We start from the raw sequence: 21,684 nt of genomic DNA, 5'->3' as shown, positions 1-21,684 counted from the left end.
AGATCGTGCCGGGGGCGCTTATGCCTCGGCGAGGTCGGGAATGCGCAGAACCTGGCCGGGGTAGATCTTGTCCGGGTCATCGAGCATCGGCTTGTTGGCCTCGAAGATCATGGTGTATTTCGCACCCTTGCCCTTGCCGTAATTGGCTTCGGCGATCTTCCAGAGATTGTCGCCCTTCTGGACCGTGTAGAAGACCGGGGCCTTGGCTTCGGCGGCAGCAACCTTGAGCTCGCCTGCTTCCACCTTGGAAATGCCGAGCGTGTTGCCGACGGCCACGACGGCCTTTTCGAAGGCCGACTGGTCTGCGACCTCGCCCTTCAGAACGACCTTGTCCCCTTCCACGACCACGTCGACCTTGTCGGTGCCGAGGCTATGGGAATCGAGTTCCTTCTTCAGTTCGTCTGCTGCCGGCGGCTCCTCGTCCACCACGCCGAGCTTCTTGCCGACGGATTTGACGAAATCGAAAATGCCCATGGATACGTCTCCAGTTTGAGTTGGCGGATATTTGACGTGTAACGGTTGTAGATTTCAACTGTAAAACACTGAATGGTAATAAGCGGCGATTTTGCCCCGGAATCTTCAGCAACTTCTAGTCGTGGCTGACCTTGCCGCGCATCTTCTTGATGGAGGAGCGGCCAGCCTTGGCTTTCAGGCGGCGTTCGATGGCGGAGCGGGTGGGCTTTGTCTTCTTGCGCGGCCGTGGCGGTGGCTCGGCGGCGCGGGTAAGAAGTTCGGTCAGCCGGTCGCGCGCATCGGCGCGGTTCATCTCCTGGGTGCGGTAGCGTCCGGCCTCGATGACGATCTCGCCTTCCTTCGTGGCGCGGCTTCCCGCCAGCTCCAGAACCTTTTCGCGAATGCGCTGCGGCAGGCCGCGCGCGTTCCTCGCGTTGAAGCGCAGCTGCACGGCGGTCGCCACCTTGTTGACGTTCTGACCGCCGGGACCGGAGGAACGGATGAACTGTTCCTGCAATTCGTCCTCGAAGACGGTTACGCCATTTCTGATGTTGAGGTCGCCCTCGGCCATTGCGCCAGTCCGGTTGTGTTTTCTTGCATCAAAACAAAGGGCCCGACCAAATGGCCGGGCCCTGAAAATGCGCGTTCAGGTCCTGGGATGCAAGTCTGCGCGTTACTCGGCGGCTTCCGCCGGATGCGGTGCGGCCTCGCGCACGCTGGCGTCGACATGGGTTTCGAATTTCTCGAAATTGTCGATGAACATGCCAACGAGACGACGGGCCTGCGCGTCATAGGCTGCCTTGTCGGCCCAGGTCGAGCGGGGGTCGAGCAGGCTGGAATCGATGCCCGGCACGTCGACCGGCACAGCGAAGCCGAAATGCGGATCGGTGCGGAACTCGGCATCGTTCAGCTTGCCGCTGAGCGCTGCATTGAGCAGGCCGCGCGTGACCTTGATGGGCATGCGGTTGCCGACGCCGTAGGCACCGCCGGTCCAGCCGGTGTTGACCAGCCAGCAATCCACACCGTGACGGGCGATCAGATCGCGCAGCAGGTTGCCGTATTCCGAAGGATGGCGCGGCATGAAGGGAGCGCCGAAGCAGGTGGAGAAGGTTGCTTCCGGTTCGGTAACGCCCTTTTCCGTGCCGGCCACCTTTGCGGTGTAACCGGACAGGAAGTGGTACATGGCCTGCGCCGGGGTCAGCTTGGCAATGGGCGGCAGCACGCCGAAGGCATCCGCCGTCAGCATGATGATGTTGTTGGGATGGCCGCTGCGGCCCGTTTCGCTGGCATTCGGGATGAAGTGCAGCGGATAGGCGCAGCGCGTGTTCTCGGTCAGGCTGCCATCGTCGAAGTCGGGGCGGCGCTGGTCATCGAGGACAACGTTCTCCAGCACCGTGCCGAAACGGCGGGTGGTGGCGAAGATTTCCGGCTCGGCCTCTTCCGACAGACGGATCGTCTTGGCGTAGCAGCCGCCTTCGAAGTTGAAGAGACCGGTCTCGCCCCAGCCATGCTCGTCGTCGCCGATAAGCGTGCGCGACGGATCAGCCGAAAGCGTGGTCTTGCCGGTGCCCGACAGGCCGAAGAAGACGGCGGCGTCGCCATCGGGGCCGACATTGGCCGAGCAGTGCATCGGCATCACGCCCTTGGCGGGCAGGATGTAGTTGAGCGCGGTGAAGACCGACTTCTTCATCTCGCCGGCATAGGAGGTGCCGCCGATCAGAACGATGTTGCGGGTCAGATCCACGGCGATGACCGTCTCGGTGCGGCAGCCATGGCGCTCGGGATCGGCGCGGAAGGACGGCAGGTCGATGATCGTCATCTGCGGAACGAAAGCGTCGAGCGCCTCGACTTCCGGACGCAGGAGCAGGTTACGGATAAACATGGAATGCCATGCATATTCCGTAACAACGCGCACCGGCAGGCTGTTTTCCGGGTCGGCGCCGCCGACGAGATCCTGCACGAACAGGTCGCGGTCGGCCGCCTGCTTCACGAAATCGGCATAGAGCGCTTCGAAATGCTCCGGCGAGATGGGCTTGTTGTTGTCCCACCACACGGCGTCTTCGGTGTCGGCGGTGCGAACGACGAACTTGTCCTTGGCGGAACGGCCGGTGTGCTGGCCGGTCTCGGCAACGAGCGCGCCATCGGCGGAAAGCCGTGCCTCACCGCGACGCAGCGCCTCCTCATAGAGGGCAGCGGCCTGAAAGTTGTAATAGACGTTTCCCGTCGTTTTCAGACCATTGCTCTCAATCCCGCAAGCCGGGTTGCGCGTGCCGGTTTCGTTCATCGTAACCACCAAAAATCCCTTGAGATGCCTGTCTCCGCAGGCGATCCAAGCTGAAAACACAAATAATCGAGGGATTTCAAACCATTAATCGATTTAAAGATTTTAAAATCGTTTAAATCGTTTAAAAACCGCGTGATTCGACCGATATATGCACAGTTCCGAAGGGGAGTGTGATGGCGCATAGCCGTGTCGGTGTGACACAGACTTCTTTATATGCCACATTTTGTACCCAATTTGTCCTGCATCTGCGCAGCCGATTGATGCAGATAGGGACGATATGCCCATGAGGGAGCCGCTAGACATGGCAACAATCGCGCTTGTCGATGACGATCGCAACATTCTCACATCCGTCTCCATAGCGCTGGAGTCTGAGGGATACCGTGTGGAGACCTACACCGATGGCGTTTCGGCGCTTGAGGGGCTGGGTGCGCGTCCGCCGAACCTTGCGATCCTCGACATCAAGATGCCGCGCATGGACGGTATGGAGCTTCTGCGGCGCCTGCGCCAGAAGAGCGACGTGCCGGTTATCTTCCTCACCTCCAAGGACGACGAGATCGATGAGCTCTTCGGCCTGAAGATGGGGGCCGACGATTTCGTGCGCAAACCGTTTTCGCAGCGTCTTCTGGTGGAGCGGGTGCGCGCTGTCCTGCGCCGCGCCAGCACGCGGGAAACGGCGGCCAAGACGCCCGGCAAGCAGTCGGAATCGCTGGAGCGTGGCCAGCTAGTCATGGACCAGGAGCGCCACACCTGCACCTGGAAGGGGCAGCCGGTGACGCTGACCGTGACGGAATTCCTGATTCTGCATTCGCTGGCGCAGCGGCCTGGTGTCGTGAAAAGCCGCGATGCGCTGATGGATTCCGCCTATGACGAGCAGGTCTATGTGGATGACCGCACGATCGACAGCCACATCAAGCGGCTTCGCAAGAAGTTCAAGGCAGTTGACGGCGAGTTCGACATGATCGAAACGCTGTATGGCGTGGGCTACCGCTTCCGCGAGATTTAGGCTGAACACCAGTTCGGCTGCGTGGCGTGCGCCCGGACAAGACAGTGGCGATGAGTGTAAAGACGGAAAAGACGGAGCAGCGGCCTTCAAGGGCCGCGCGACCGACGGGCCCGGCCTTTCTTGGCCGGCTCGCCGTGCCGTTGCGCCGTCTTTTCGGGCACTATGTCTTTTCCAGTCTTACCCGGCGCATTCTGTTTCTCAACCTGGCGGGCCTCGGCGTTCTGGTCGTTGGCGTTCTTTATCTGAACGAGTTCCGCGAGGAACTGATCAGCGCGCGCGTCGAAAGCCTGATGACGCAGGGCGAGATCATCGCCGGCGCCATTGCAAGTTCCGCAGAGGTGGAAACGGATTCGATCCTTGTCGATCCCGACAAGCTGCTTGAGCTGCAGGCCGGACAGAGCCTGCCCCTGCGCGCCGATCAGCTGGAAAGCCTCGACTTCCCGATCAATCCGGAGCGGGTGGCCCCTCTCCTGCGAAGGCTCATTCCGCAGACCCGCACCCGTGCGCGCATTTATGACCCGGATGCGAACCTGCTGCTCGATTCCCAATATCTTGGCCAGGTGCTGCGGTATGAGCTGCCGCCGGTGGATGACGAGCCCTCGGGCGTGTTCGAAAGCATCTGGCAGCGGCTGCGCGAGATCTTCCGTCGCCGCGACCTGCCGGTCTATCGCGAGCAGCCCGGCGGCAGCGGCGTTGCCTATCCGGAGGTCATGAAGGCGCTGACGGGCACCACCAATTACGTGGTGCGGATCAGCGAACAGGGCGAGCAGATCGTTTCCGTCGCCGTGCCCGTGCAGCGGTTCCGGGCGGTTCTCGGCGTGCTTCTTCTGTCGACGCAGGGCGGCGACATCGACAAGATCGTTGCAGCCGAGCGCAAGGCGATCCTGCGCGTGTTCGCCGTTGCCGCGCTGGTGACGGCCATCCTCTCGCTGCTTCTGGCATCGACCATCGCCAATCCGCTGCGCCGGCTTTCGGCAGCGGCGGTGCGGGTGCGCCGGGGCGCGCGGTCGCGCGAGGAAATCCCGGATTTCTCGCATCGGCAGGATGAGATCGGCAATCTTTCCGCGGCGCTCCGCGACATGACCAAGGCGCTTTATGCGCGCATTGACGCCATCGAGAGCTTTGCCGCCGATGTGGCGCATGAGCTGAAAAACCCGCTGACTTCGCTCGGCAGCGCGGTGGAAACGCTGCCGCTCGCCAAGGATGAGCGTTCGCGCGAGCGTCTTCTGGAAATCATCCAGCACGATGTGCGCCGCCTCGACCGGCTGATCAGCGACATTTCGGATGCATCGCGGCTCGATGCGGAACTCTCGCGCGAAGATGCGAGCCGGGTGGAGCTGAAACAGTTCGTCGGCGATCTGGTGAGCGCGATCCGTGAAGCCGGGTCCAGCAAGAAGCCGGTCGAGATTACCTTCGCCACCGAGGAGCGGGATGGCGCGGACGCGACCTATTACATTCAGGGCCACGATCTGCGGCTTGGTCAGGTCATCACCAATCTGATCGAGAACGCCCGTTCCTTCGTGCCGGAAAAAACGGGGCGGATCGATGTGCGCCTGGCGCGCGTCGGCAAGCGCATCATCCTTTCCATTGAAGACAACGGGCCGGGCATTCGCGTCGAGAACATCGACCGCATTTTCGAGCGGTTCTACACGGATCGGCCAGCCGGCGAGGCTTTCGGCCAGAATTCCGGCCTTGGCCTTTCCATCAGCCGGCAGATCGTGGAGGCCCATGGCGGCACGCTGACGGCGGAAAACATTGCCGGCGCAAAACCGGGCGACATTCAGGGCGCACGGTTCATCGTCGCGCTGCCTGCCGAGACCTGATCCGCCATGCACAACCGCCACGCCACCGCCATCGTCGTCGCCGGTCACGGCATTCTGATCGAAGGCGCGTCGGGCAGCGGCAAGACCATGCTGGCCTTCGAGGCGCTGGCCTTTTTCAAGGCGGCGGGCCTGTTTGCCTGCTTCATTTCAGACGATCAGGTTTTTCTCTCCGCCCGCAATGGCCGGCTGATCGTGCGCACGCCCGCACCCATTGCCGGGCTGGCGGAAGCGCGCGGGCTCGGGCCTGCAAAGCTTGCGCACATGCCGGCCGCCGTGATGGATCTCGTGGTGCGTCTTGTCGACGAACAGGACGCGCCGCGATTTTCCGAAGGGCAGCAAATGGTCCATGAAGGCATCGCGCTTCCGTGCGTGGAATTGCCGCAACGACAGGCACGAAGGGCCGTTCACGCCATCGCGGCAACCCTTCAATTGCCGCCTTTTGGCCCCTCTCAAGTCACCGTTTGAACTTTATTTAGGCGACTCGCCGCAGTTTTGGGCTTGTCAACGGCCTGTGCGTTGACAAGATAGCGCTCTTGTCGTGAGGCAGTCTGGGGTCTGGTCTTCAGAGATGGGCCTTCAGGGGTCGACCATCGCGGACCGAGGCCTAAATGAGAATAACCGGATATGCGGGCAGGCCCGCAAAGTCAGCTGGATGGAGTGAACGCGTGACAGCCTCGAGCGCAGCCTTGAAAGCCAAACCAGGAAATCGGATGATGTGCCGATGATTGGGCTCGTATTGGTGACGCATGGCCAATTGGCCGAAGAATTCCGCCACGCCGTTGAGCATGTGGTGGGTCATCAGGAAAACCTTGAAACAGTCTCCATCGGCGCTGAAGACGATATGGAGCAGCGGCGGCGCGACATCGTTGACGCCGTGGCGCGGGCCGATACGGGCTCGGGCGTGATCATCCTCACCGACATGTTCGGTGGAACGCCGTCGAACCTGGCCATCTCGGTCATGGATGCGGGCCGCGTTGAGGTGATTGCCGGCATGAACCTTCCGATGCTGATCAAGCTTTCCTCCGCACGCGCCAATGACGACATGGCGCAGGCGCTTGAAGAGGCGCAGACCGCAGGGCGGAAATACATCAATGTCGCAAGCCAGGTCCTGAGCGGAAAATGAGCGAGCCGCAGACGAACGACATGCCGGTTCGCGCACCGGCCGCCGAGGAACTCAGGCGCGAGTTCACCATCGTCAATCAGCGTGGTCTGCATGCGCGTGCTTCCGCCAAGTTCGTGCAGACGGTGGAAGCCCACGATGCCGATGTCGAGGTCGAGAAGGACGGGATCACCGTCGGCGGAACCTCGATCATGGGCCTGATGATGCTGGCGGCCAGCCCCGGCTGCAGCATCCGGGTCAGCGCCAGTGGTCCCGAAGCCGAAGCGCTTCTCGATGCGCTCGAGGCTCTGATCGCCGACCGTTTCGGCGAGGAATGCTGAGACCGCGCCTTATCAGTCGACATGCACGAATAAAGATTTCTTTATATCCATTGTGAGCGCCGCATTGTTCTGGTAGTCAAAAGCCAGCATTCGCGCCCGGCCGTTCGCCTGTGGCGCCCGGATTCATCACAATCGGAGAGTACGCCAATGAGCGCTGACAAGGACTATGTGGTCGCCGACATTTCGCTGGCCGACTGGGGCCGCAAGGAAATCGAGATCGCCGAAACGGAAATGCCGGGCCTGATGGCCTGCCGCGAAGAGTTCGGCAAGGAAAAGCCGCTGAAGGGCGCGCGCATCTCCGGCTCGCTGCACATGACGATCCAGACCGCTGTTCTGATCGAGACGCTGAAGGCGCTTGGCGCGGATGTGCGCTGGGCATCGTGCAACATCTTCTCGACCCAGGATCACGCCGCTGCGGCCATCGCCGAAGGCGGCACGCCGGTCTTCGCCATCAAGGGCGAGACGCTTGAAGAGTACTGGACCTACACGGACCAGATCTTCCAGTGGACGGATGGCGAGCCCTCCAACATGATCCTCGATGATGGCGGCGACGCCACCATGTACATCCTCATCGGCGCGCGCGCCGAGGCCGGCGAGGACGTTCTGTCCAACCCGGGCAGCGAGGAAGAGGAAGTTCTGTTCGCGCAGATCAAGAAGCGCATGGCGGCAACGCCGGGCTTCTTTACGCGCCAGAAGGAAGCCATCAAGGGCGTGACCGAAGAGACGACCACCGGTGTGAACCGTCTCTACCAGCTACAGAAGAAGGGCCTCCTTCCCTTCCCGGCAATCAACGTCAACGATTCCGTGACCAAGTCGAAGTTCGACAACAAGTATGGCTGCAAGGAATCGCTGGTCGACGGCATTCGCCGCGCAACCGACGTGATGATGGCCGGCAAGGTGGCCGTGGTCTGCGGCTATGGTGACGTGGGCAAGGGCTCCGCGCAGTCGCTTTCGGGCGCCGGCGCACGCGTGAAGGTGACGGAAGTCGACCCGATCTGCGCGCTGCAGGCCGCCATGGACGGCTTCGAGGTCGTCACGCTGGACGAAGCCGCGCCGACCGCCGACATCGTGATCACCACGACCGGCAACAAGGACGTCATCACCCTCGATCACATGCGCAAGCTGAAGGACATGGCGATCGTCGGCAATATCGGCCATTTCGACAATGAGATTCAGATCGCAGCACTGCGCAATCTCAAATGGACGAACATCAAGCCGCAGGTCGACATGATCACCTTCCCGGATGACAAGCGGATGATCCTGCTGTCGGAAGGCCGTCTGTTGAACCTCGGCAATGCTACGGGTCACCCGAGCTTCGTGATGTCGGCATCCTTCACCAACCAGGTGCTGGCGCAGATCGAGCTCTTCGTGCGCGGCGAGGAGTACAAGAACGAAGTCTACGTTCTGCCCAAGCATCTCGACGAGAAGGTTGCCCGTCTGCACCTCGACAAGCTTGGCGCTTCGCTGACCACGCTGTCGGATGAGCAGGCCGATTACATCGGTGTGACGCCGCAGGGTCCCTTCAAGCCGGAGCACTACCGCTATTAAGCGGCGTTAACCAAAGCACAACATATTGATCCCGGACCATTGACTTTTGGTCCGGGATTATTTTTGTCGCCCGTCCTTCTTCACGACGATTCGCTCACGCGGTACAGTGCTGTGATTCGCGAGGCGGCTGACCTTCCGGGCTGTGGGCCTGGCGAAAGGAAGGGGCGGTCTTGCCACACCATGCGGCGAAGAAGGATCAAGACATGCCGGGGCTGGACCCGCTGAACGGCGGATCTATGGGCCCTAGGGGCCGACAGCGCAAAACAGGCATCACACGGGGATTGATGCGGTTTCTGACGCTGACGACGAGCGTGGTCATGCCATTCACGGCGGCCGCGCAGACGAGCGCGCAGGTTGCGCCAGGCGTGTCCTTTGCTGCTTCCGATGTCATTGAAGTCGCGGTGTTCGCCGGCATCATGGGCGCGGCGTTTCTGTCGGCCATCTGGTTGATCCGCCAACGCGCGCGCATCGCTGCTGAAAATCTGGAGCTTCGCGCCCGTGTCGCTGAACTGAGCGGCGCACTGGGGCGTTCGGAAGCCCTTCTCAATCTCAAGGATCAACGCGCTGTCGTGTGGGGCGGCGGAGCGGACAAGCCGGCCATCGTCGGCGATCTGCCGCCGGGCTGCGGCGCGCCGGATGAGCGTTCGGCGTTTCTGGCATTCGGCCGCTGGATGATGCCGCGCGCGGCGTCTGCGCTGGACCGGGCGCTGGCGAACCTGCGCGATGAAGGCGAAAACTTCGATCTGACCATCGAGACGCGCTCGGGCACGCTGCTTGAGGCGCAGGGGCGCAAATCGGCGCAGCACATCGTGCTGCGTTTCATCTCGCTTGCCGGCGTGCGCGAAGAACATGCGCGGATGCAGGTGGAGCAGGAGAACCTGCTTTCCGAGCGCAGGACCGTTCTGGGACTGCTCGATTCCCTCGACATGCCGTTCTGGCTGCGTGACAAGGCAGGCCAGCTTGCCTGGGTGAACCGCGCGTTCACCGGTGCTGTCGACGCGCCGAGCGGTGATGCGGTGCTGCGCGAGCAGCTTGAATTCCTGCCCATGTCGGCGCGTGAAGAGATCACCAGCCGCCACCGCGAGGCCAATGAGGTGTTCAGGCAGTCGCTCTCCGCCGTTGTGCGCGGCGAGCGCCGGGTGTTTGCGATAACCGATTATGCGGGTGCGCATGGTTCTGCCGGCATCGCCAGCGATGTCAGCGAGGTGGAGACGATCCGCCGTGAGTTCGAAAGCACGGTGCAGAGTCATTCCGACACGCTCGACCAGCTCACCACGGCTGTCGCCATTTTTGACGAGAACCAGAAGCTGCGCTTCTTCAACCAGTCTTTCCAGAAGCTCTGGGATCTGGACACGCCCTTCCTGGAGAGCGCGCCGGACAATGCGCTTTTGCTCGACCGTCTGCGCAGCGAAGGCACGCTTGCCGAGCAGCCCGAATGGCGTCGCTGGAAGCAGGAGCTTCTTTCCGCCTATCGCAGCATGAAGCCGGAAGAACACTGGTGGCATCTGCCCGACGGGCGCACGATCCGTGTCATCGCCAATCCGCAGCCCAAGGGCGGCGTGACGTGGGTTTTCGAAAACCTGACGGAAAAGTTCGACCTGGAAAGCCGCTACAATGCGGCCATGCGGGTGCAGGGCGAAACGCTCGACAATCTGACCGAAGGTGTGGCCGTGTTCGGCCCCGATGGTCGCCTGCGCCTTTCCAACCCGGCCTTCCAGCGGCTCTGGAGCCTGCCCGATACGCTGATCGCTTCGGGTGCGCACATCGCCGATATCCGCACGGTCTGCGACCCGCTGGCGAAGGAAAGCCCCTGGCGCAGCTTCGTTGCCTCGGTCACCGGTTTCGATGACGAGCGCCGCAGCCAGCACGGACAGGTGGAATTAAGCAATGGCTCGGTGCTGAGCCACGCGACGATCCCGCTGCCCAACGGGCAGGTGATGATCACGTTTGTCGACATGACCGACAGCGTGAACGTGGAACGTGCGCTGAAGGAAAAGAACGACGCGCTGCAGAAGGCGGACAAACTGAAGAACGATTTCGTTCAGCACGTCTCCTACGAGCTGCGCTCGCCGCTGACCAACATCATCGGTTTCACCGAGCTTCTGAACATTCAGGACACCGGATCGCTGAACCAGAGGCAGCGCGAATATGTGGACCATATCGGTTCGTCGTCTTCGGTGCTTCTCACAGTGGTGAACGACATTCTCGATCTTGCCACGGTCGATGCCGGCATCATGGAGCTGGAGATCGGCGAAGTGCGGGTTGGCGACATGGTCGAGGCTGCGGCCGGGCTCATCTCCGAGCGGCTGCGCGAGCACCAGATCCGCCTCGACGTGCAGATGGACGATGCGGCGCTGGTCTTCCATGCGGATGAGAACCGGGTGCGGCAGGTGCTGTTCAACCTGCTCTCCAACGCGGCCAATTATGCGCCGGAGCACAGCATTATCCGGCTTGTGGCGCGGCAGTATGACGACGCGGTCGAATTCAGCGTGCATGATGACGGTCCGGGCATGGCGCCCGACGTGCTGGAGACGATTTTCCGGCGCTTCGAACCGCATGTGAATGGCGGTCGCCGTCGCGGCGCGGGGCTGGGCCTCTCCATCGTCAAGAGTTTCGTCGAGCTGCATGGCGGCTCTGTTCACATCGACACGGGCGAAGGGCGTGGAACCACGGTAACCTGCCGTTTCCCCTCCGCGCCGACACAGGCGCGGGTCGCCGCAGAGTAGCCACACCCTATGACCGCGCGCGTTCTGGAACGCTTCCTGCCGGATGAAGACGCAACGACGCTGTTCGGCGAAGACATCGCCGTGGCGCTGCGCGCCGGCGATGTGCTTGCCCTGAAGGGAGATCTCGGCGCCGGCAAGACGACGCTGGCCCGTTCCATCGTTCGCGCGCTGGCCGAAGACCCGGACATGGATGTGCCGAGCCCGACCTTCACGCTGGTGCAGAGCTATGATGCGCGCATTCCCGTGCATCATTTTGATCTCTACCGGCTGGGCGAGCCGGACGAGCTGGAAGAACTCGGCCTGTTCGAAGCGGCGGAAGACGGCGTTGCGCTGGTCGAATGGCCGGAGCGCGCCGGTGACGCGTTTAAGGATGCGATCCGGCTCGAACTGCATGACGAGGGCGAAGGCCGGCTGGCGGTGATCAGCGGACCGGACGACGCCATGCTTCGGCTGGAGCGCAGCTTCGCCATTCGCGATTTTCTGAACAAGGCCGGTGAAAAGCGGGCGCATCGCGCGTTTCTTCTGGGTGACGCCTCGCTGCGCGCCTATGAGACCGTGACCACGCGGCTTGGCGCGCGACGCATCCTGATGAATGCGCCGGAACGGCGCGACGAGCCGCTTCTGGCATGCGGGCGGCCCTATAGCCGGATCGCGCATCTGGCGCAGTCGGTCGCGGCATCCGTGGCGATGGCGAACACCATTCGCGCGCGTGGGTTCGCGGCCTATGAGGTCTATGCGCAGGATCTGGAAACCGGGCTGCTTCTGACCGAGCATCTGGGCGTGACGCCGTTTCTTTCGCCCGAGGGCGAGCCGGTGGCCGAGCGTTATGTGGAAGCGGCGCGCCTGCTGGCAGCACTGCACCGCGATGCCTGGCCGACCGAGATGCCGGTGGATGAAGGGCATGTGCATGAACTGCCGCCCTATGACCGCGAGGCGCTGGGCATCGAGGTGAGCCTGCTCACCGACTGGTACATGCCGTTCATGGCGGGCCGTCCGGCAAGCGATGAAGAACGCGCGGGCTATATGGAATGCTGGGACCGGCTTTTCGCGCGCCTTGAAGATTTCGAAAAGAACCTGGTGCTGCGCGACTTCCATTCGCCCAACCTGATCTGGCGCGGCGAGCGCGAAGGGTTTGACCGGCTGGGGCTGATCGACCTGCAGGACGCTGTGTGCGGACCGGCGGCCTATGACGTTGCCTCGCTGGCGCTTGATGCGCGCGTGACGATGCCGGAAGAGCTGGAGCGCGCCGTGGTGGAGGCCTATTGCGCCGCCCGCGCCGAGCAGGGACCATTCGACCGCGCGGCGTTCGACGAGGCCTATGCGATTTGCGGAACGCAGCGCAATTCGAAACTGCTTGGCACCTTCGTGCGGCTGGAACAGCGCGATCACAAGCCGTTCTACATCAAGCATCTGCCGCGCATCCGCACCTATCTGCGCCGGGCGATGCGCCACCCCGCGCTGGATGAGCTGCGCGGCTTCTACGAAGAGGCGGGTTTCCTCGGCGGAGATGAAGAATGAGCGGGTCGAGACCCGACAATATGCCTGATACGGCGATGGTGCTGGCGGCGGGGCTGGGCAAGCGTATGCGGCCCATCACCGACACGCTGCCCAAGCCGCTGGTCCAGGTTGCAGGCCGCACGCTGATCGACCGTGCGCTGGACATGCTGGAGCATGCCGGCGTCGGCACGGCGGTGGTGAATGTGCATTATCTGGCCGACCAGATGGAGGCGCATCTAACTGACCGCGTTACGCCGCATGTCATCATCTCCGATGAGCGCGACCGCCTTATGGATTCGGCTGGCGGCGTCATCCGCGCGCTGCCGCATCTGGGCGATGCGCCATTCTTCATTCTCAACGCCGACACGTTCTGGCTCGAGGGTGAGACATCCAATCTGGAGCGGCTGGCCCTTGCCTGGGACGACGCGACCATGGATATTCTCCTCATGGTTGCGGATACCGAACAGGCGACGGGTCATTCCGGCTCGACCGATTACCGAATGGATGCGGATTGCCGCCTTGCCCGCGACCGGGGCGTGGCGGGTGGCGTCATCTATGCGGGGGCGATTGTGCTCAATCCGCGTATCTTCGACGGGGCCGGCGATGAGCCGCAGTCACTGAACACCTATTTCGATGCAGCGGAGCGCAAGGGTCGGCTGTTCGGCATGAAGATGGACGGCGCGTGGATCACCGTCGGCACGCCGGATGCGATCGCGCCCGCCGAAGCGGTGGTGGCCGCGCACGGTGAGCAGTGCGATGCCGGCTAAGCATCCGCCGCGCGTCTATTCCATTCCCCCCGGCGTCCACTTCCTGGAGACGCTTGCAGAAGCGCTGCTTGACGGGCGGCTTGTTCCCGGTTTTCGCCATGATGGCGATCCGCTGGCGCTGGCAGATGTCACGATCTATCTGCCGACCCGCCGCGCCGCACGCGCGCTGCGCGATGTGCTGCTTGAAAAGCTGAGCGGCCAGTCGGCCATCCTGCCTGTCATTCGCCCGCTGGGTGAGTTCGACGAGGAGGCGGCGCTGTTCGACACGGAGGGTGCTTCCGCACTCGATCTCGCGCCGCCCATCGAGGCGCTGGACCGCATCCTGCTTCTGGCGCCGATGGTGCAGGCGTGGAAGGCGCGCCTGCCCGGCCATGTGGCCGCGCTCTTCGAGGAAGGCGTGGTGGTGCCGGCCTCGGCGTCGGATTCCATCTGGCTCGCTCGGGATCTGGCCGCGCTGATGGACGAGATCGAAACCGAGGAAGCGGACTGGACGAAGCTTGCCGGTCTTGCGCCCGACGCGCTGGCGCACTGGTGGCAGGTGACGCTCGAATTCCTGCAGATCGTCACGGCGCACTGGCCCAACCTGCTTGACGCGCTTGACCGCTCCAACCCGGCGGCGCATCGGAACGCCATGCTGGCCGCCGAGACGGCGCGGCTCAGGACGCAGGCCCACAGGGGCCCGGTTATCGCGGCAGGCTCGACCGGCACCATTCCGGCGACGGCGCGGCTTCTGGCGACAATTGCCGGGCTGGACAATGGCGCGGTGGTGTTGCCGGGGCTGGACAAGCGGCTCGATGCGCGCGCCTGGGACGCGGTGGGCGATGCGTCCGAGCCATCCGCCTTCGGGCACCCGCAGGCGGGCTTGAAGAAGCTGCTTGCCGCAATGGGCATGGAGCGGGCGGATGTGGTGGAGATCGGCGCGCCCTCGCCGGCGCTTGCGCTGCGGCGCGCGCTGGTGAGCGAAACGCTGCGCCCGGCGGAAACCACCGATGCCTGGCTTGAAAACCGGGCGCTGGCGGACGATGCAACGGAAGGCGGTGCGCTGGCCGGCGTCACGCTGGTGGAAACGGCCAACGAGCGCGACGAGGCGCTTTCGATTGCCGTTGCGCTGCGCCTCGCGCTGACCAGCGACAGGGCCACGGCGGCGCTGGTGACGCCGGATCGCGGGCTGGCGCGGCGGGTGGCCGTGGAGCTGCGGCGCTTCGGCATCGAGGCGGACGATTCCGGCGGCACGCCACTGGCCGACAGTCCGCCGGCGACGCTGGCGCGGCTCCTTCTGGAAACGGTGTTTCGCCCCGGCGAGCCCATTGCCATGGTGGCCCTGCTCAAACATCCGCTCCTGCGGCTCGGGCTGAAACGCGCCAGAGTGCGACGGGCGGCGGAGACCATTGAACTGGTGGCGCTGCGCGGTGGCACGGGAAGGCCCGATATCGCAACGCTCGACACGCTGTTCGAGACGCGCTGGGCGGGCATCGAGAGCAGCACGCGCAAGCCCTTCTGGTTCGTGCGCGTCAACGATGCAGCCCTGGCCGAAGCACGCGCCGTGCTGGAGGCGCTGCGCGCGGCGCTTACGCCGCTGGTCGAAATGCGCGGCGTGCGCGGTGTCGGCGTGCCGGACATGGCGCGCTTTACCGTGGAGGTGCTGGAGGCGCTTGGGCGCTCCGAGGATGGCAGCCTCACCAATTACTATGAGGGCGAGCGGGGGCAGGCCATGGCCGCCTTCCTGCGCGGACTGGTCGGCTCCGACACGACGCTGCCCTTCGACGCCAGCGAATGGCCGCCGGTCTTTGCGGCGCTGATCGCCACCGAAGTGGTGAAGCCGACCATGGGCGCAGACAAGCGCGTGGCGATCTGGGGTGCGCTTGAGGCGCGGCTTCTCAGCGTCGACACGCTGGTGCTGGGCGGCATGAACGAGGGCACCTGGCCAAGCATCCCTTCCTCCGACCGCTTCATGTCGCGGCTGATGAAGGCCGAGCTTTCGCTGGAGCCGCCGGAGCGGCGTATCGGTCAGGCGGCGCATGACTTCATGATGGCGATGGGATCGGAGAATGTGGTGCTGACCCGCGCTGCGCGCGCCGGCGATGCCCCAGCGGTTGCCTCGCGCTGGCTGCAGCGCATCACTGCATTTGCCGGCAAAGAAGCGACCGAGGCGATGCGCGTGCGGGGCCGCAGGCTGATCGGCTGGGCGCGCCTTCTGGACGACAGACCGGACGAAGATTTCGCTCCGCGACCCGAACCGGCCCCGGCGGTGGAAGCGCGGCCGACGCGCTTCTCGGTCACGGAGATCGAGACGCTGCGGCGCGACCCCTATGCGGTCTATGCGAAGCGCATTCTGGAGCTGGTTGCCCTCGACCCTCTGATCCGCGATCCGGGGGCTGCCGAGCGCGGCAATCTCTTCCACGACATTCTCGAGCACTTCATCAAGGAGGTGGACGATCCGTCCGGGCATGAGGCGCTCGAGTGTCTGATCGCCATCGGGCGACGGCTCTTTGCCGAGGCAGGGCTGCCGCAGGATGTGGCGACCGTCTGGTGGCCGCGTTTCGAGCGCACGGCCGCGGCCGTCATCGAATGGGAGCGCGGGCGCGCGGAAGGCATCGCCAGGCGTCATGCGGAAATCCGCGCATCGGCCATCGAGGTGGCGAAGCTCGGCCTCACCCTTTCCGGCCGCGCCGACCGCATCGACATTCGTGACGATGGCAGCGCCGACATTCTCGACTACAAGACGGGCGCGACGCCCTCGCGGCGTCAGGCGCATACGCTCATCTCGCCGCAGCTGGCGCTTGAGGCCGCACTTCTTCAGCGCGGCGCGTTTGCCGATGTGGGGGCTGCGCAGCCGAACGAACTTGCCTATGTGCGGCTCAAGGCGAATGGCGAGGTGTTTTCCGAGTCCATTCTCAAGATCAAGAACAGCGACAAGACAGCGCCCGGCATGGCCGAGGAAGCGTGGGAGCGGCTGTCGCAGCTTCTCGCGCATTACCACAAGGCCGAGACCGGCTACCGCTCACGCGTCCTGCCATTCCGCGAAGGCGATGTGGGCGGCGACTACGATCATCTGGCGCGTGTGCTCGAATGGTCGGCCGGTGGCGATACGGGCGATGGCGGAGAGGGCGAATGAAGAAGCTGCCCTTTATCCCCGAAGACACGATCCGGGCGCAGGCGCTGGCCGCCGATCCGGCCAACTCCGCCTGGGTGTCGGCCAATGCCGGGTCGGGCAAGACACATGTGCTCGCCCAGCGCGTGATCCGCCTTCTGCTTCAGGGGGCCGATCCGTCGAAGATTCTCTGCCTGACCTATACGCGCGCCGCCGCAGCCAACATGGCCAACCGCGTGTTTCGCGATCTCGCGGGCTGGAGCCTGATGTCCGACGATGCGCTGTCGGAGGTCATTGCCAAGCTTGAGGGCGGCAGGCCAGGCCGGGAAACGCTCGCCCGCGCGCGGCGGCTTTTCGCCCGTGCGCTGGAAACGCCGGGCGGGCTGAAGATCCAGACGATCCACGCCTTCTGCGAGGCGATCCTGCATCAGTTCCCGCTCGAGGCGAACATTGCCGGCCATTTCGAGCTGCTGGATTCGCAGATGGAAGAGGCGCTGCTGGCCGAGGCGCGGCGCGATCTTCTGTCGGGCGCTGCCGGCGAGGACGCGGTGCTGTCGGACGCCTTCGCCGAAGTGCTGGAGCGCGGTGGCGAAAGCGGTCTTCAGGATCTCCTGTCGGAAATCGTCTCCCGTCGCGACGGGCTGCGCGCCTTCATCGACGAGATTGCCAACGACCCGGTTCCCTACAGCGCGCTGTTCGAGGAATTCGGTTTTGCGCCGGGTGAGGACGCCGAGGCGATTGCCGCTTCGATCTGGCCGCTTCCCGGTTTCGACGCCAGCGCGTTTCGCGCGCTTGTGGCCGAGGCGGAGGCGGTGGACGCCAAGACGGTGCTGAAGGGCATCGTGCCAGAGGCGACGCTGGCCTTCGAGGAGCGCGACCCGCTGCGCCGGCTGGAGCATCTGCGGAAGGGTTTTCTCAAGGCCGATGGCGGCGTTTATGGCGAGAGCACGTTCAAGAAGGCGCTGCGCGCCGCCCTGCCCGATATCGTGGAGCGCTATGTCGAAGCGGCGGAGGTGATCCGCACTGCGGTCGACCGTGTGGCGTTGTTCCGCATGCTGGAGGCCACGCGTTCGGCGCTGGTGATCGCCGACGGCATGATTGCGCGCTACGAACGGCTGAAGCGGGCACGCGGTTTTCTCGATTTCAACGATCTCATCACGCGCACGATCCGGCTTCTGGCGCGCGCCGATGCCGGACCGTGGGTGCAGTACAAGCTCGACAAGGGCATCGACCACGTTCTGATCGACGAAGCGCAGGATACGAGCCCCGAGCAATGGCAGATCGTGCGACTGCTTGCCGAAGAGTTTTTTGCCGGCGAAAGTGCGCGCGAGGGATTGCAGCGCACCATCTTTGCGGTGGGCGACGAGAAACAGTCGATCTACTCCTTCCAGGGGGCGGAGCCGGCGGCATTCGGCGAAAGCGGACGGGCCTTCGAAAAGAAGGTGCGGGCGGCGGAGCGCCGTTTCGAGCGCCTGCGCCTGCGCTATTCCTTCCGCTCAACCGAGGATGTTCTGAAAGCGGCCGACCTGGTGTTCTCAAGGGAAGAGGCGGCGCAGGGGCTGACCCATGATCCCGAGCCGATCGAGCATCTGGCGGTGCGCGCGGGCCAGCCCGGCTATGTGGAAGTGTGGTCGCCCATCGCGCCGGAAGTGGTGGAGGAGCCGGACGACTGGACGGAAGCCATCGACCACGCGTCGGCTCCGGCGGTGCGACTGGCCGAAACCATTGCCCAGACCGTCGAGGACTGGATCCGGAATGGCGAGATCATCGAAGGCACTGGCAAGCGCCTGACGGCGGGCGATGTGCTGGTTCTGGTGCGCAAGCGCGACCGCTTCGTGCATGCACTGTCGCGCAGCCTCAAGAACCGCCACATCGATGTGGCCGGTGCGGACCGCCTGCGACTGACGGCGCATATTGCCGTGCAGGACCTGATCGCGCTTGGCCGCTTTCTTCTGCAGCCGCATGACGACCTTTCGCTGGCTGCGGTGCTGAAAAGCCCGCTGTTCGGCATGGATGAGGAGCGCCTGTTCCGGCTTGCCTGGAACCGTGGCCGGGCGGTTCCACTGTTTGACGCCATGCGGGCGCAGGCGCTGTCGGACCCGGCGGTGGCCGGCATGGTCGAGACGCTGCAACGCTGGCAGAACGAGGCGGCGTTCAAGCCGGCCTTTGAATTCTATGCCGGGCTGCTTTCGGGCAGCCGGGACCGGGAAGGCGCGCGCCGGCTGTTTGTCGCGCGGCTCGGTCATGAGGCGAATGACATTCTCGACGAGTTCCTGTCATTCGCGCTGGCCGGCGAGCGGGCCGGGCTCAACGGTCTTGAAGCGCTGCTCTCGGCGCTTGACGGGCAGGCCCCGGAGATCAAGCGCGAGATGGATCAGACGCGCGACGAGCTGCGCATCATGACGGTGCATGCCGCCAAGGGGCTGGAAGCGCCGGTGGTGTTTCTCGTCGATCCGGGCAGCGCGCCCTTCGTGGCGCAGCATCTGCCAAAGCTGATGCCGTTTGCGCCGCGTGGCGAGGGCTGGCAGGGCAAGGGCTTCCTCTGGCGCGCCGGCAAGGATGTCTCCAATTCGGTGGCGGCAGGCTTCGAGGCGAATGCAAAGGTCAAGGCGGAGGAAGAATACCGCCGGCTTCTCTATGTGGGCATGACGCGGGCCGAGGACCGGCTGATCGTGTGCGGGTATCACGGTGCGCGCGAACCGCAGGACCTGACCTGGCAGAACACGGTGCGGCAGGCGCTTTCAGGTGCGGAGGTCGCCGTGGAGCTGGACCGTCCCGCAGCCTGTGCGCCGGTCTATCGCTACCGTGTGAGCGAAGCGCCACCGGTCGAGGAAGAGGTGGCGCCAGTGGCCGAAGCCGCGCCTGAAACAGCGCTGCCGGAGACTTTGCTGACGCCGCCGCCGATGCCGACAGACCTGCCGCGCCCGCTTTCGCCATCGCGGGCGGGTGCGTTGATCGAGACCGATTACGAGCCCGTGCCTTCGCCGCGTTCGCCGGTGCTCGACGGAGAGCGGAAGCCGGGCTTTGCGATCCAGCGCGGTATTGCCGTGCACAGGCTTCTGCAATTGCTGCCCGACTGCCGGGAGGATGCGCGCGAGGCGGCTGCGCAGCGCTATCTCGACCGTGTCGGCAGTGGCTGGACCGCGCAGGAGCGGGAGAGCGTCCGGCGGTCTGTTCAGGCCATTCTCGAGGATGCGCGTTTCAGTGCGATTTTCGCGCCCGGCTCGCGGGCAGAGATTTCCGTGATGGGCGAATTGACGCTCGGTGAGCGGCGTCATGCCGTTTCCGGCAAGATCGATCGCCTTGCGGTCACCGACGAAGCGGTGCTGATCGTCGATTACAAGACGAACCGCCCCACGCCGGAGACGCTGGCCGAAGCGCCCGGCGCTTATGTGGCGCAGCTGGCGCTTTATGCGGAGCTTCTCAAACCGCTCTATCCGGGTCGCCGGATCGAGGCTGCGCTGCTCTTCACGGAAGCGCCGGTTCTGCTGCCTGTTCCGGAGGGGGAGCTGGCGGCTGCGCTTGAACGTCTTGCCCCGGCGTGACACAAGAGCGCTTGACGCAGCGAAGCGCCACCCCCACATGTTGTACAACACGTTTTGCCGATAAGGAGAATCCCCATGGCCACCGTGAAGGCGGACAAGAACAATTTCCAGGCCGACGTTCTGCAGGCTTCCGAGCCCGTGGTTGTCGACTTCTGGGCCGAGTGGTGCGGCCCCTGCAAGATGATCGCGCCGGCTCTCGACGAGATCGCTGCCGAGCTCGGCGGCAAGGTGAAGATCGCCAAGGTCAACATTGATGAGAACCCGGAGCTCGCCGCTCAGTATGGCGTGCGCTCCATCCCCACGCTCATCATGTTCAAGGGCGGTGAAGTGGCTGACATGAAGGTCGGCGCTGCACCGAAGACGGCTCTTTCGTCCTGGATCAGCGGCGCTGCCGGCTAATCACAGACGATATACGTGACATGAAAAACCCGGCCTTGCGCCGGGTTTTTTGTTGGCTGGGTCAGCGTTCGTTTGTGAGGATGTGCCGCCCCATTGCATTGATGCCACGATATCGAGCCGGGACAACTCGAAAACTGGTTTCCGCGCTTCAGCCCCTGCCCTGTCAGCCCCAGACGAGCAGGCCGATCAGGCCGGCGGTGCCGACGATGAGACGCCACCAGCCGAACAGCGCATAGCCGCGCCGCGACACGTAGCCGAGCAGCCAGCGCACCACCAGAAGCGCTGCGAAGAAGGCTGCGATGAAGCCTATCGCGATGATTTGCACATCGGCGGCGGTGAGCTGGTCGTAATTTTTGTAGAGGTCGTAGGCGAAAGCGCCGGTCATGGTCGGCATGGCGAGGAAGAAGGAGAACTCGGCTGCCGAGCGCTTGTCCGCCCCCATGAGAAGGCCGCCGACAATGGTCGCGCCGGAGCGCGAGGTGCCGGGGATCATCGACAGGCACTGGAACAGGCCGATGCCGAGATACATGGGCATGGGAAATTTCGTGATGTCGCTATAGCGCGGCTTGGTCGCCCAGCGGTCGACCCAGAGCAGCACGAAACCGCCGAGAATGAGCATGACGCAGATCAGCAGAGGCGTTTCGAAGAGCACGGTCTTGATGATTTTGTAGGCGAGAACGCCGATCACCGCCGCAGGCAGGAAGGCGAGGAGTATGCCGATCACGAAACGCTGTGTTGCGGGATCGCGCGGCAGGTCGACAAGCATTTTCCACAGACGTCCAGCATAGACGCTGAGGATCGCCAGGATCGCGCCGAGCTGGATCAGGACCTCAAAGGCCTTGCCGGTGGATTCGAAGCCGAGGAAATGGCCGGCCAGAAGGATATGGCCGGTCGACGAGACGGGTATGAACTCCGTCAGTCCTTCGAGGATGCCAAGGAGAAGGGCCCCCACGATGGTCTGATCCGTCATGTCCGTTCCTCAATCAGGGCTTGCTTGTCAGTCTGCCAGTCTCCCCCTATAGCTGAGAGGACCAAATCGCAGAATCAGGTAATCGAAGGATTACCGCCACGGCCATGAAATGGCCAGAGCCTTCCTTTAGAAGCCGAC

The 21,684-nt window shown here is 63.9% G+C and carries 16 protein-coding genes; 12 read left to right on the top strand and 4 right to left on the bottom strand.

The window, feature by feature from the left end:
* Positions 1-18 precede the first annotated feature (18 nt).
* The 3 genes from lysM to AC4PTT_RS01245 all read right to left on the bottom strand — a co-directional run bounded on the left by lysM (position 19) and on the right by AC4PTT_RS01245 (position 2,737).
* On the bottom strand, positions 19-474 hold the full coding sequence (gene lysM / locus AC4PTT_RS01255) for a peptidoglycan-binding protein LysM (RefSeq protein WP_206545557.1): 456 nt from the start codon (positions 472-474) through the stop codon (positions 19-21).
* Between the two features lie 115 nt (positions 475-589).
* Positions 590-1,024: an alternative ribosome rescue aminoacyl-tRNA hydrolase ArfB gene (gene arfB / locus AC4PTT_RS01250; protein WP_113153643.1), complete on the bottom strand. Its 435-nt coding sequence runs from the start codon at positions 1,022-1,024 to the stop codon at positions 590-592.
* A 102-nt stretch (positions 1,025-1,126) separates the two neighbouring features.
* On the bottom strand, positions 1,127-2,737 hold the full coding sequence (locus AC4PTT_RS01245) for a phosphoenolpyruvate carboxykinase (RefSeq protein ID WP_113153644.1): 1,611 nt from the start codon (positions 2,735-2,737) through the stop codon (positions 1,127-1,129).
* Positions 2,738-3,038: 301 nt separating this feature from the next.
* On the opposite strand from AC4PTT_RS01245, the gene AC4PTT_RS01240 reads away from it, so the two are divergent.
* The 12 genes from AC4PTT_RS01240 (at position 3,039) to trxA (ending at position 20,576) form a co-directional block, all read left to right on the top strand.
* Positions 3,039-3,740, top strand: coding sequence for a response regulator transcription factor (locus AC4PTT_RS01240; protein ID WP_113153645.1), 702 nt, complete (start codon positions 3,039-3,041; stop codon positions 3,738-3,740).
* Positions 3,741-3,790: 50 nt separating this feature from the next.
* Positions 3,791-5,563 (top strand): stimulus-sensing domain-containing protein, encoded by a 1,773-nt coding sequence (locus tag AC4PTT_RS01235; RefSeq protein WP_492161966.1) that lies wholly within the window; start codon positions 3,791-3,793, stop codon positions 5,561-5,563.
* Between the two features lie 6 nt (positions 5,564-5,569).
* Positions 5,570-6,028 carry an HPr kinase/phosphorylase gene (locus AC4PTT_RS01230; RefSeq protein ID WP_492161965.1) on the top strand — a complete coding sequence of 153 codons (459 nt, stop codon included), beginning with the start codon at positions 5,570-5,572 and terminating at the stop codon, positions 6,026-6,028.
* 256 nt (positions 6,029-6,284) lie between these two features.
* On the top strand, positions 6,285-6,686 hold the full coding sequence (locus AC4PTT_RS01225; protein ID WP_113153647.1) for a PTS sugar transporter subunit IIA: 402 nt from the start codon (positions 6,285-6,287) through the stop codon (positions 6,684-6,686).
* Positions 6,683-7,003 (top strand): HPr family phosphocarrier protein, encoded by a 321-nt coding sequence (locus AC4PTT_RS01220; protein ID WP_236042166.1) that lies wholly within the window; start codon positions 6,683-6,685, stop codon positions 7,001-7,003. Before AC4PTT_RS01225 ends, AC4PTT_RS01220 begins: the two co-directional genes overlap by 4 nt.
* A 147-nt stretch (positions 7,004-7,150) precedes the next feature.
* On the top strand, positions 7,151-8,551 hold the full coding sequence (gene ahcY, locus AC4PTT_RS01215) for an adenosylhomocysteinase (RefSeq protein WP_206545555.1): 1,401 nt from the start codon (positions 7,151-7,153) through the stop codon (positions 8,549-8,551).
* A 203-nt stretch (positions 8,552-8,754) separates the two neighbouring features.
* Positions 8,755-11,277, top strand: a complete 2,523-nt coding sequence (locus AC4PTT_RS01210; protein WP_492161964.1) for a sensor histidine kinase — start codon at positions 8,755-8,757, stop codon at positions 11,275-11,277.
* 9 nt (positions 11,278-11,286) lie between these two features.
* Complete coding sequence (gene tsaE, locus AC4PTT_RS01205; protein ID WP_492161963.1) at positions 11,287-12,795, top strand: tRNA (adenosine(37)-N6)-threonylcarbamoyltransferase complex ATPase subunit type 1 TsaE; 1,509 nt, start codon at positions 11,287-11,289, stop codon at positions 12,793-12,795.
* Positions 12,792-13,541: a nucleotidyltransferase family protein gene (locus tag AC4PTT_RS01200; protein WP_492161962.1), complete on the top strand. Its 750-nt coding sequence runs from the start codon at positions 12,792-12,794 to the stop codon at positions 13,539-13,541. Before tsaE ends, AC4PTT_RS01200 begins: the two co-directional genes overlap by 4 nt.
* Positions 13,531-16,656: a double-strand break repair protein AddB gene (gene addB / locus AC4PTT_RS01195; RefSeq protein WP_492161961.1), complete on the top strand. Its 3,126-nt coding sequence runs from the start codon at positions 13,531-13,533 to the stop codon at positions 16,654-16,656. Before AC4PTT_RS01200 ends, addB begins: the two co-directional genes overlap by 11 nt.
* Complete coding sequence (gene addA, locus AC4PTT_RS01190) at positions 16,653-20,177, top strand: double-strand break repair helicase AddA (RefSeq protein WP_492161960.1); 3,525 nt, start codon at positions 16,653-16,655, stop codon at positions 20,175-20,177. Before addB ends, addA begins: the two co-directional genes overlap by 4 nt.
* Positions 20,178-20,252: 75 nt before the next feature.
* On the top strand, positions 20,253-20,576 hold the full coding sequence (gene trxA, locus AC4PTT_RS01185; RefSeq protein ID WP_113153654.1) for a thioredoxin: 324 nt from the start codon (positions 20,253-20,255) through the stop codon (positions 20,574-20,576).
* A 163-nt stretch (positions 20,577-20,739) separates the two neighbouring features.
* On the opposite strand, the gene AC4PTT_RS01180 is transcribed toward trxA, so the two are convergent.
* On the bottom strand, positions 20,740-21,546 hold the full coding sequence (locus tag AC4PTT_RS01180; protein WP_206545550.1) for an undecaprenyl-diphosphate phosphatase: 807 nt from the start codon (positions 21,544-21,546) through the stop codon (positions 20,740-20,742).
* Positions 21,547-21,684: the final 138 nt, after the last annotated feature.

It is taken from the genome of Nitratireductor sp. WH36-1 (genome assembly GCF_058725515.1).
This window is presented reverse-complemented; position numbering and strand designations above follow the sequence as displayed.

What these genes read in the sequence shown, in the direction of transcription:
- AC4PTT_RS01210 (WP_492161964.1), top strand. Translation starts at nt 8,755, where the DNA reads ATGCCGGGGCTGGACCCGCTGAACGGCGGATCTATGGGCCCTAGGGGC.
- ahcY (WP_206545555.1), top strand. Translation starts at nt 7,151, where the DNA reads ATGAGCGCTGACAAGGACTATGTGGTCGCCGACATTTCGCTGGCCGAC.
- AC4PTT_RS01180 (WP_206545550.1), bottom strand. Translation starts at nt 21,546, where the DNA reads ATGACGGATCAGACCATCGTGGGGGCCCTTCTCCTTGGCATCCTCGAA.
- AC4PTT_RS01235 (WP_492161966.1), top strand. Translation starts at nt 3,791, where the DNA reads ATGAGTGTAAAGACGGAAAAGACGGAGCAGCGGCCTTCAAGGGCCGCG.
- addA (WP_492161960.1), top strand. Translation starts at nt 16,653, where the DNA reads ATGAAGAAGCTGCCCTTTATCCCCGAAGACACGATCCGGGCGCAGGCG.
- AC4PTT_RS01245 (WP_113153644.1), bottom strand. Translation starts at nt 2,737, where the DNA reads ATGAACGAAACCGGCACGCGCAACCCGGCTTGCGGGATTGAGAGCAAT.
- AC4PTT_RS01225 (WP_113153647.1), top strand. Translation starts at nt 6,285, where the DNA reads ATGATTGGGCTCGTATTGGTGACGCATGGCCAATTGGCCGAAGAATTC.
- AC4PTT_RS01220 (WP_236042166.1), top strand. Translation starts at nt 6,683, where the DNA reads ATGAGCGAGCCGCAGACGAACGACATGCCGGTTCGCGCACCGGCCGCC.
- addB (WP_492161961.1), top strand. Translation starts at nt 13,531, where the DNA reads ATGCCGGCTAAGCATCCGCCGCGCGTCTATTCCATTCCCCCCGGCGTC.
- arfB (WP_113153643.1), bottom strand. Translation starts at nt 1,024, where the DNA reads ATGGCCGAGGGCGACCTCAACATCAGAAATGGCGTAACCGTCTTCGAG.
- AC4PTT_RS01200 (WP_492161962.1), top strand. Translation starts at nt 12,792, where the DNA reads ATGAGCGGGTCGAGACCCGACAATATGCCTGATACGGCGATGGTGCTG.
- trxA (WP_113153654.1), top strand. Translation starts at nt 20,253, where the DNA reads ATGGCCACCGTGAAGGCGGACAAGAACAATTTCCAGGCCGACGTTCTG.
- AC4PTT_RS01240 (WP_113153645.1), top strand. Translation starts at nt 3,039, where the DNA reads ATGGCAACAATCGCGCTTGTCGATGACGATCGCAACATTCTCACATCC.
- lysM (WP_206545557.1), bottom strand. Translation starts at nt 474, where the DNA reads ATGGGCATTTTCGATTTCGTCAAATCCGTCGGCAAGAAGCTCGGCGTG.
- AC4PTT_RS01230 (WP_492161965.1), top strand. Translation starts at nt 5,570, where the DNA reads ATGCACAACCGCCACGCCACCGCCATCGTCGTCGCCGGTCACGGCATT.
- tsaE (WP_492161963.1), top strand. Translation starts at nt 11,287, where the DNA reads ATGACCGCGCGCGTTCTGGAACGCTTCCTGCCGGATGAAGACGCAACG.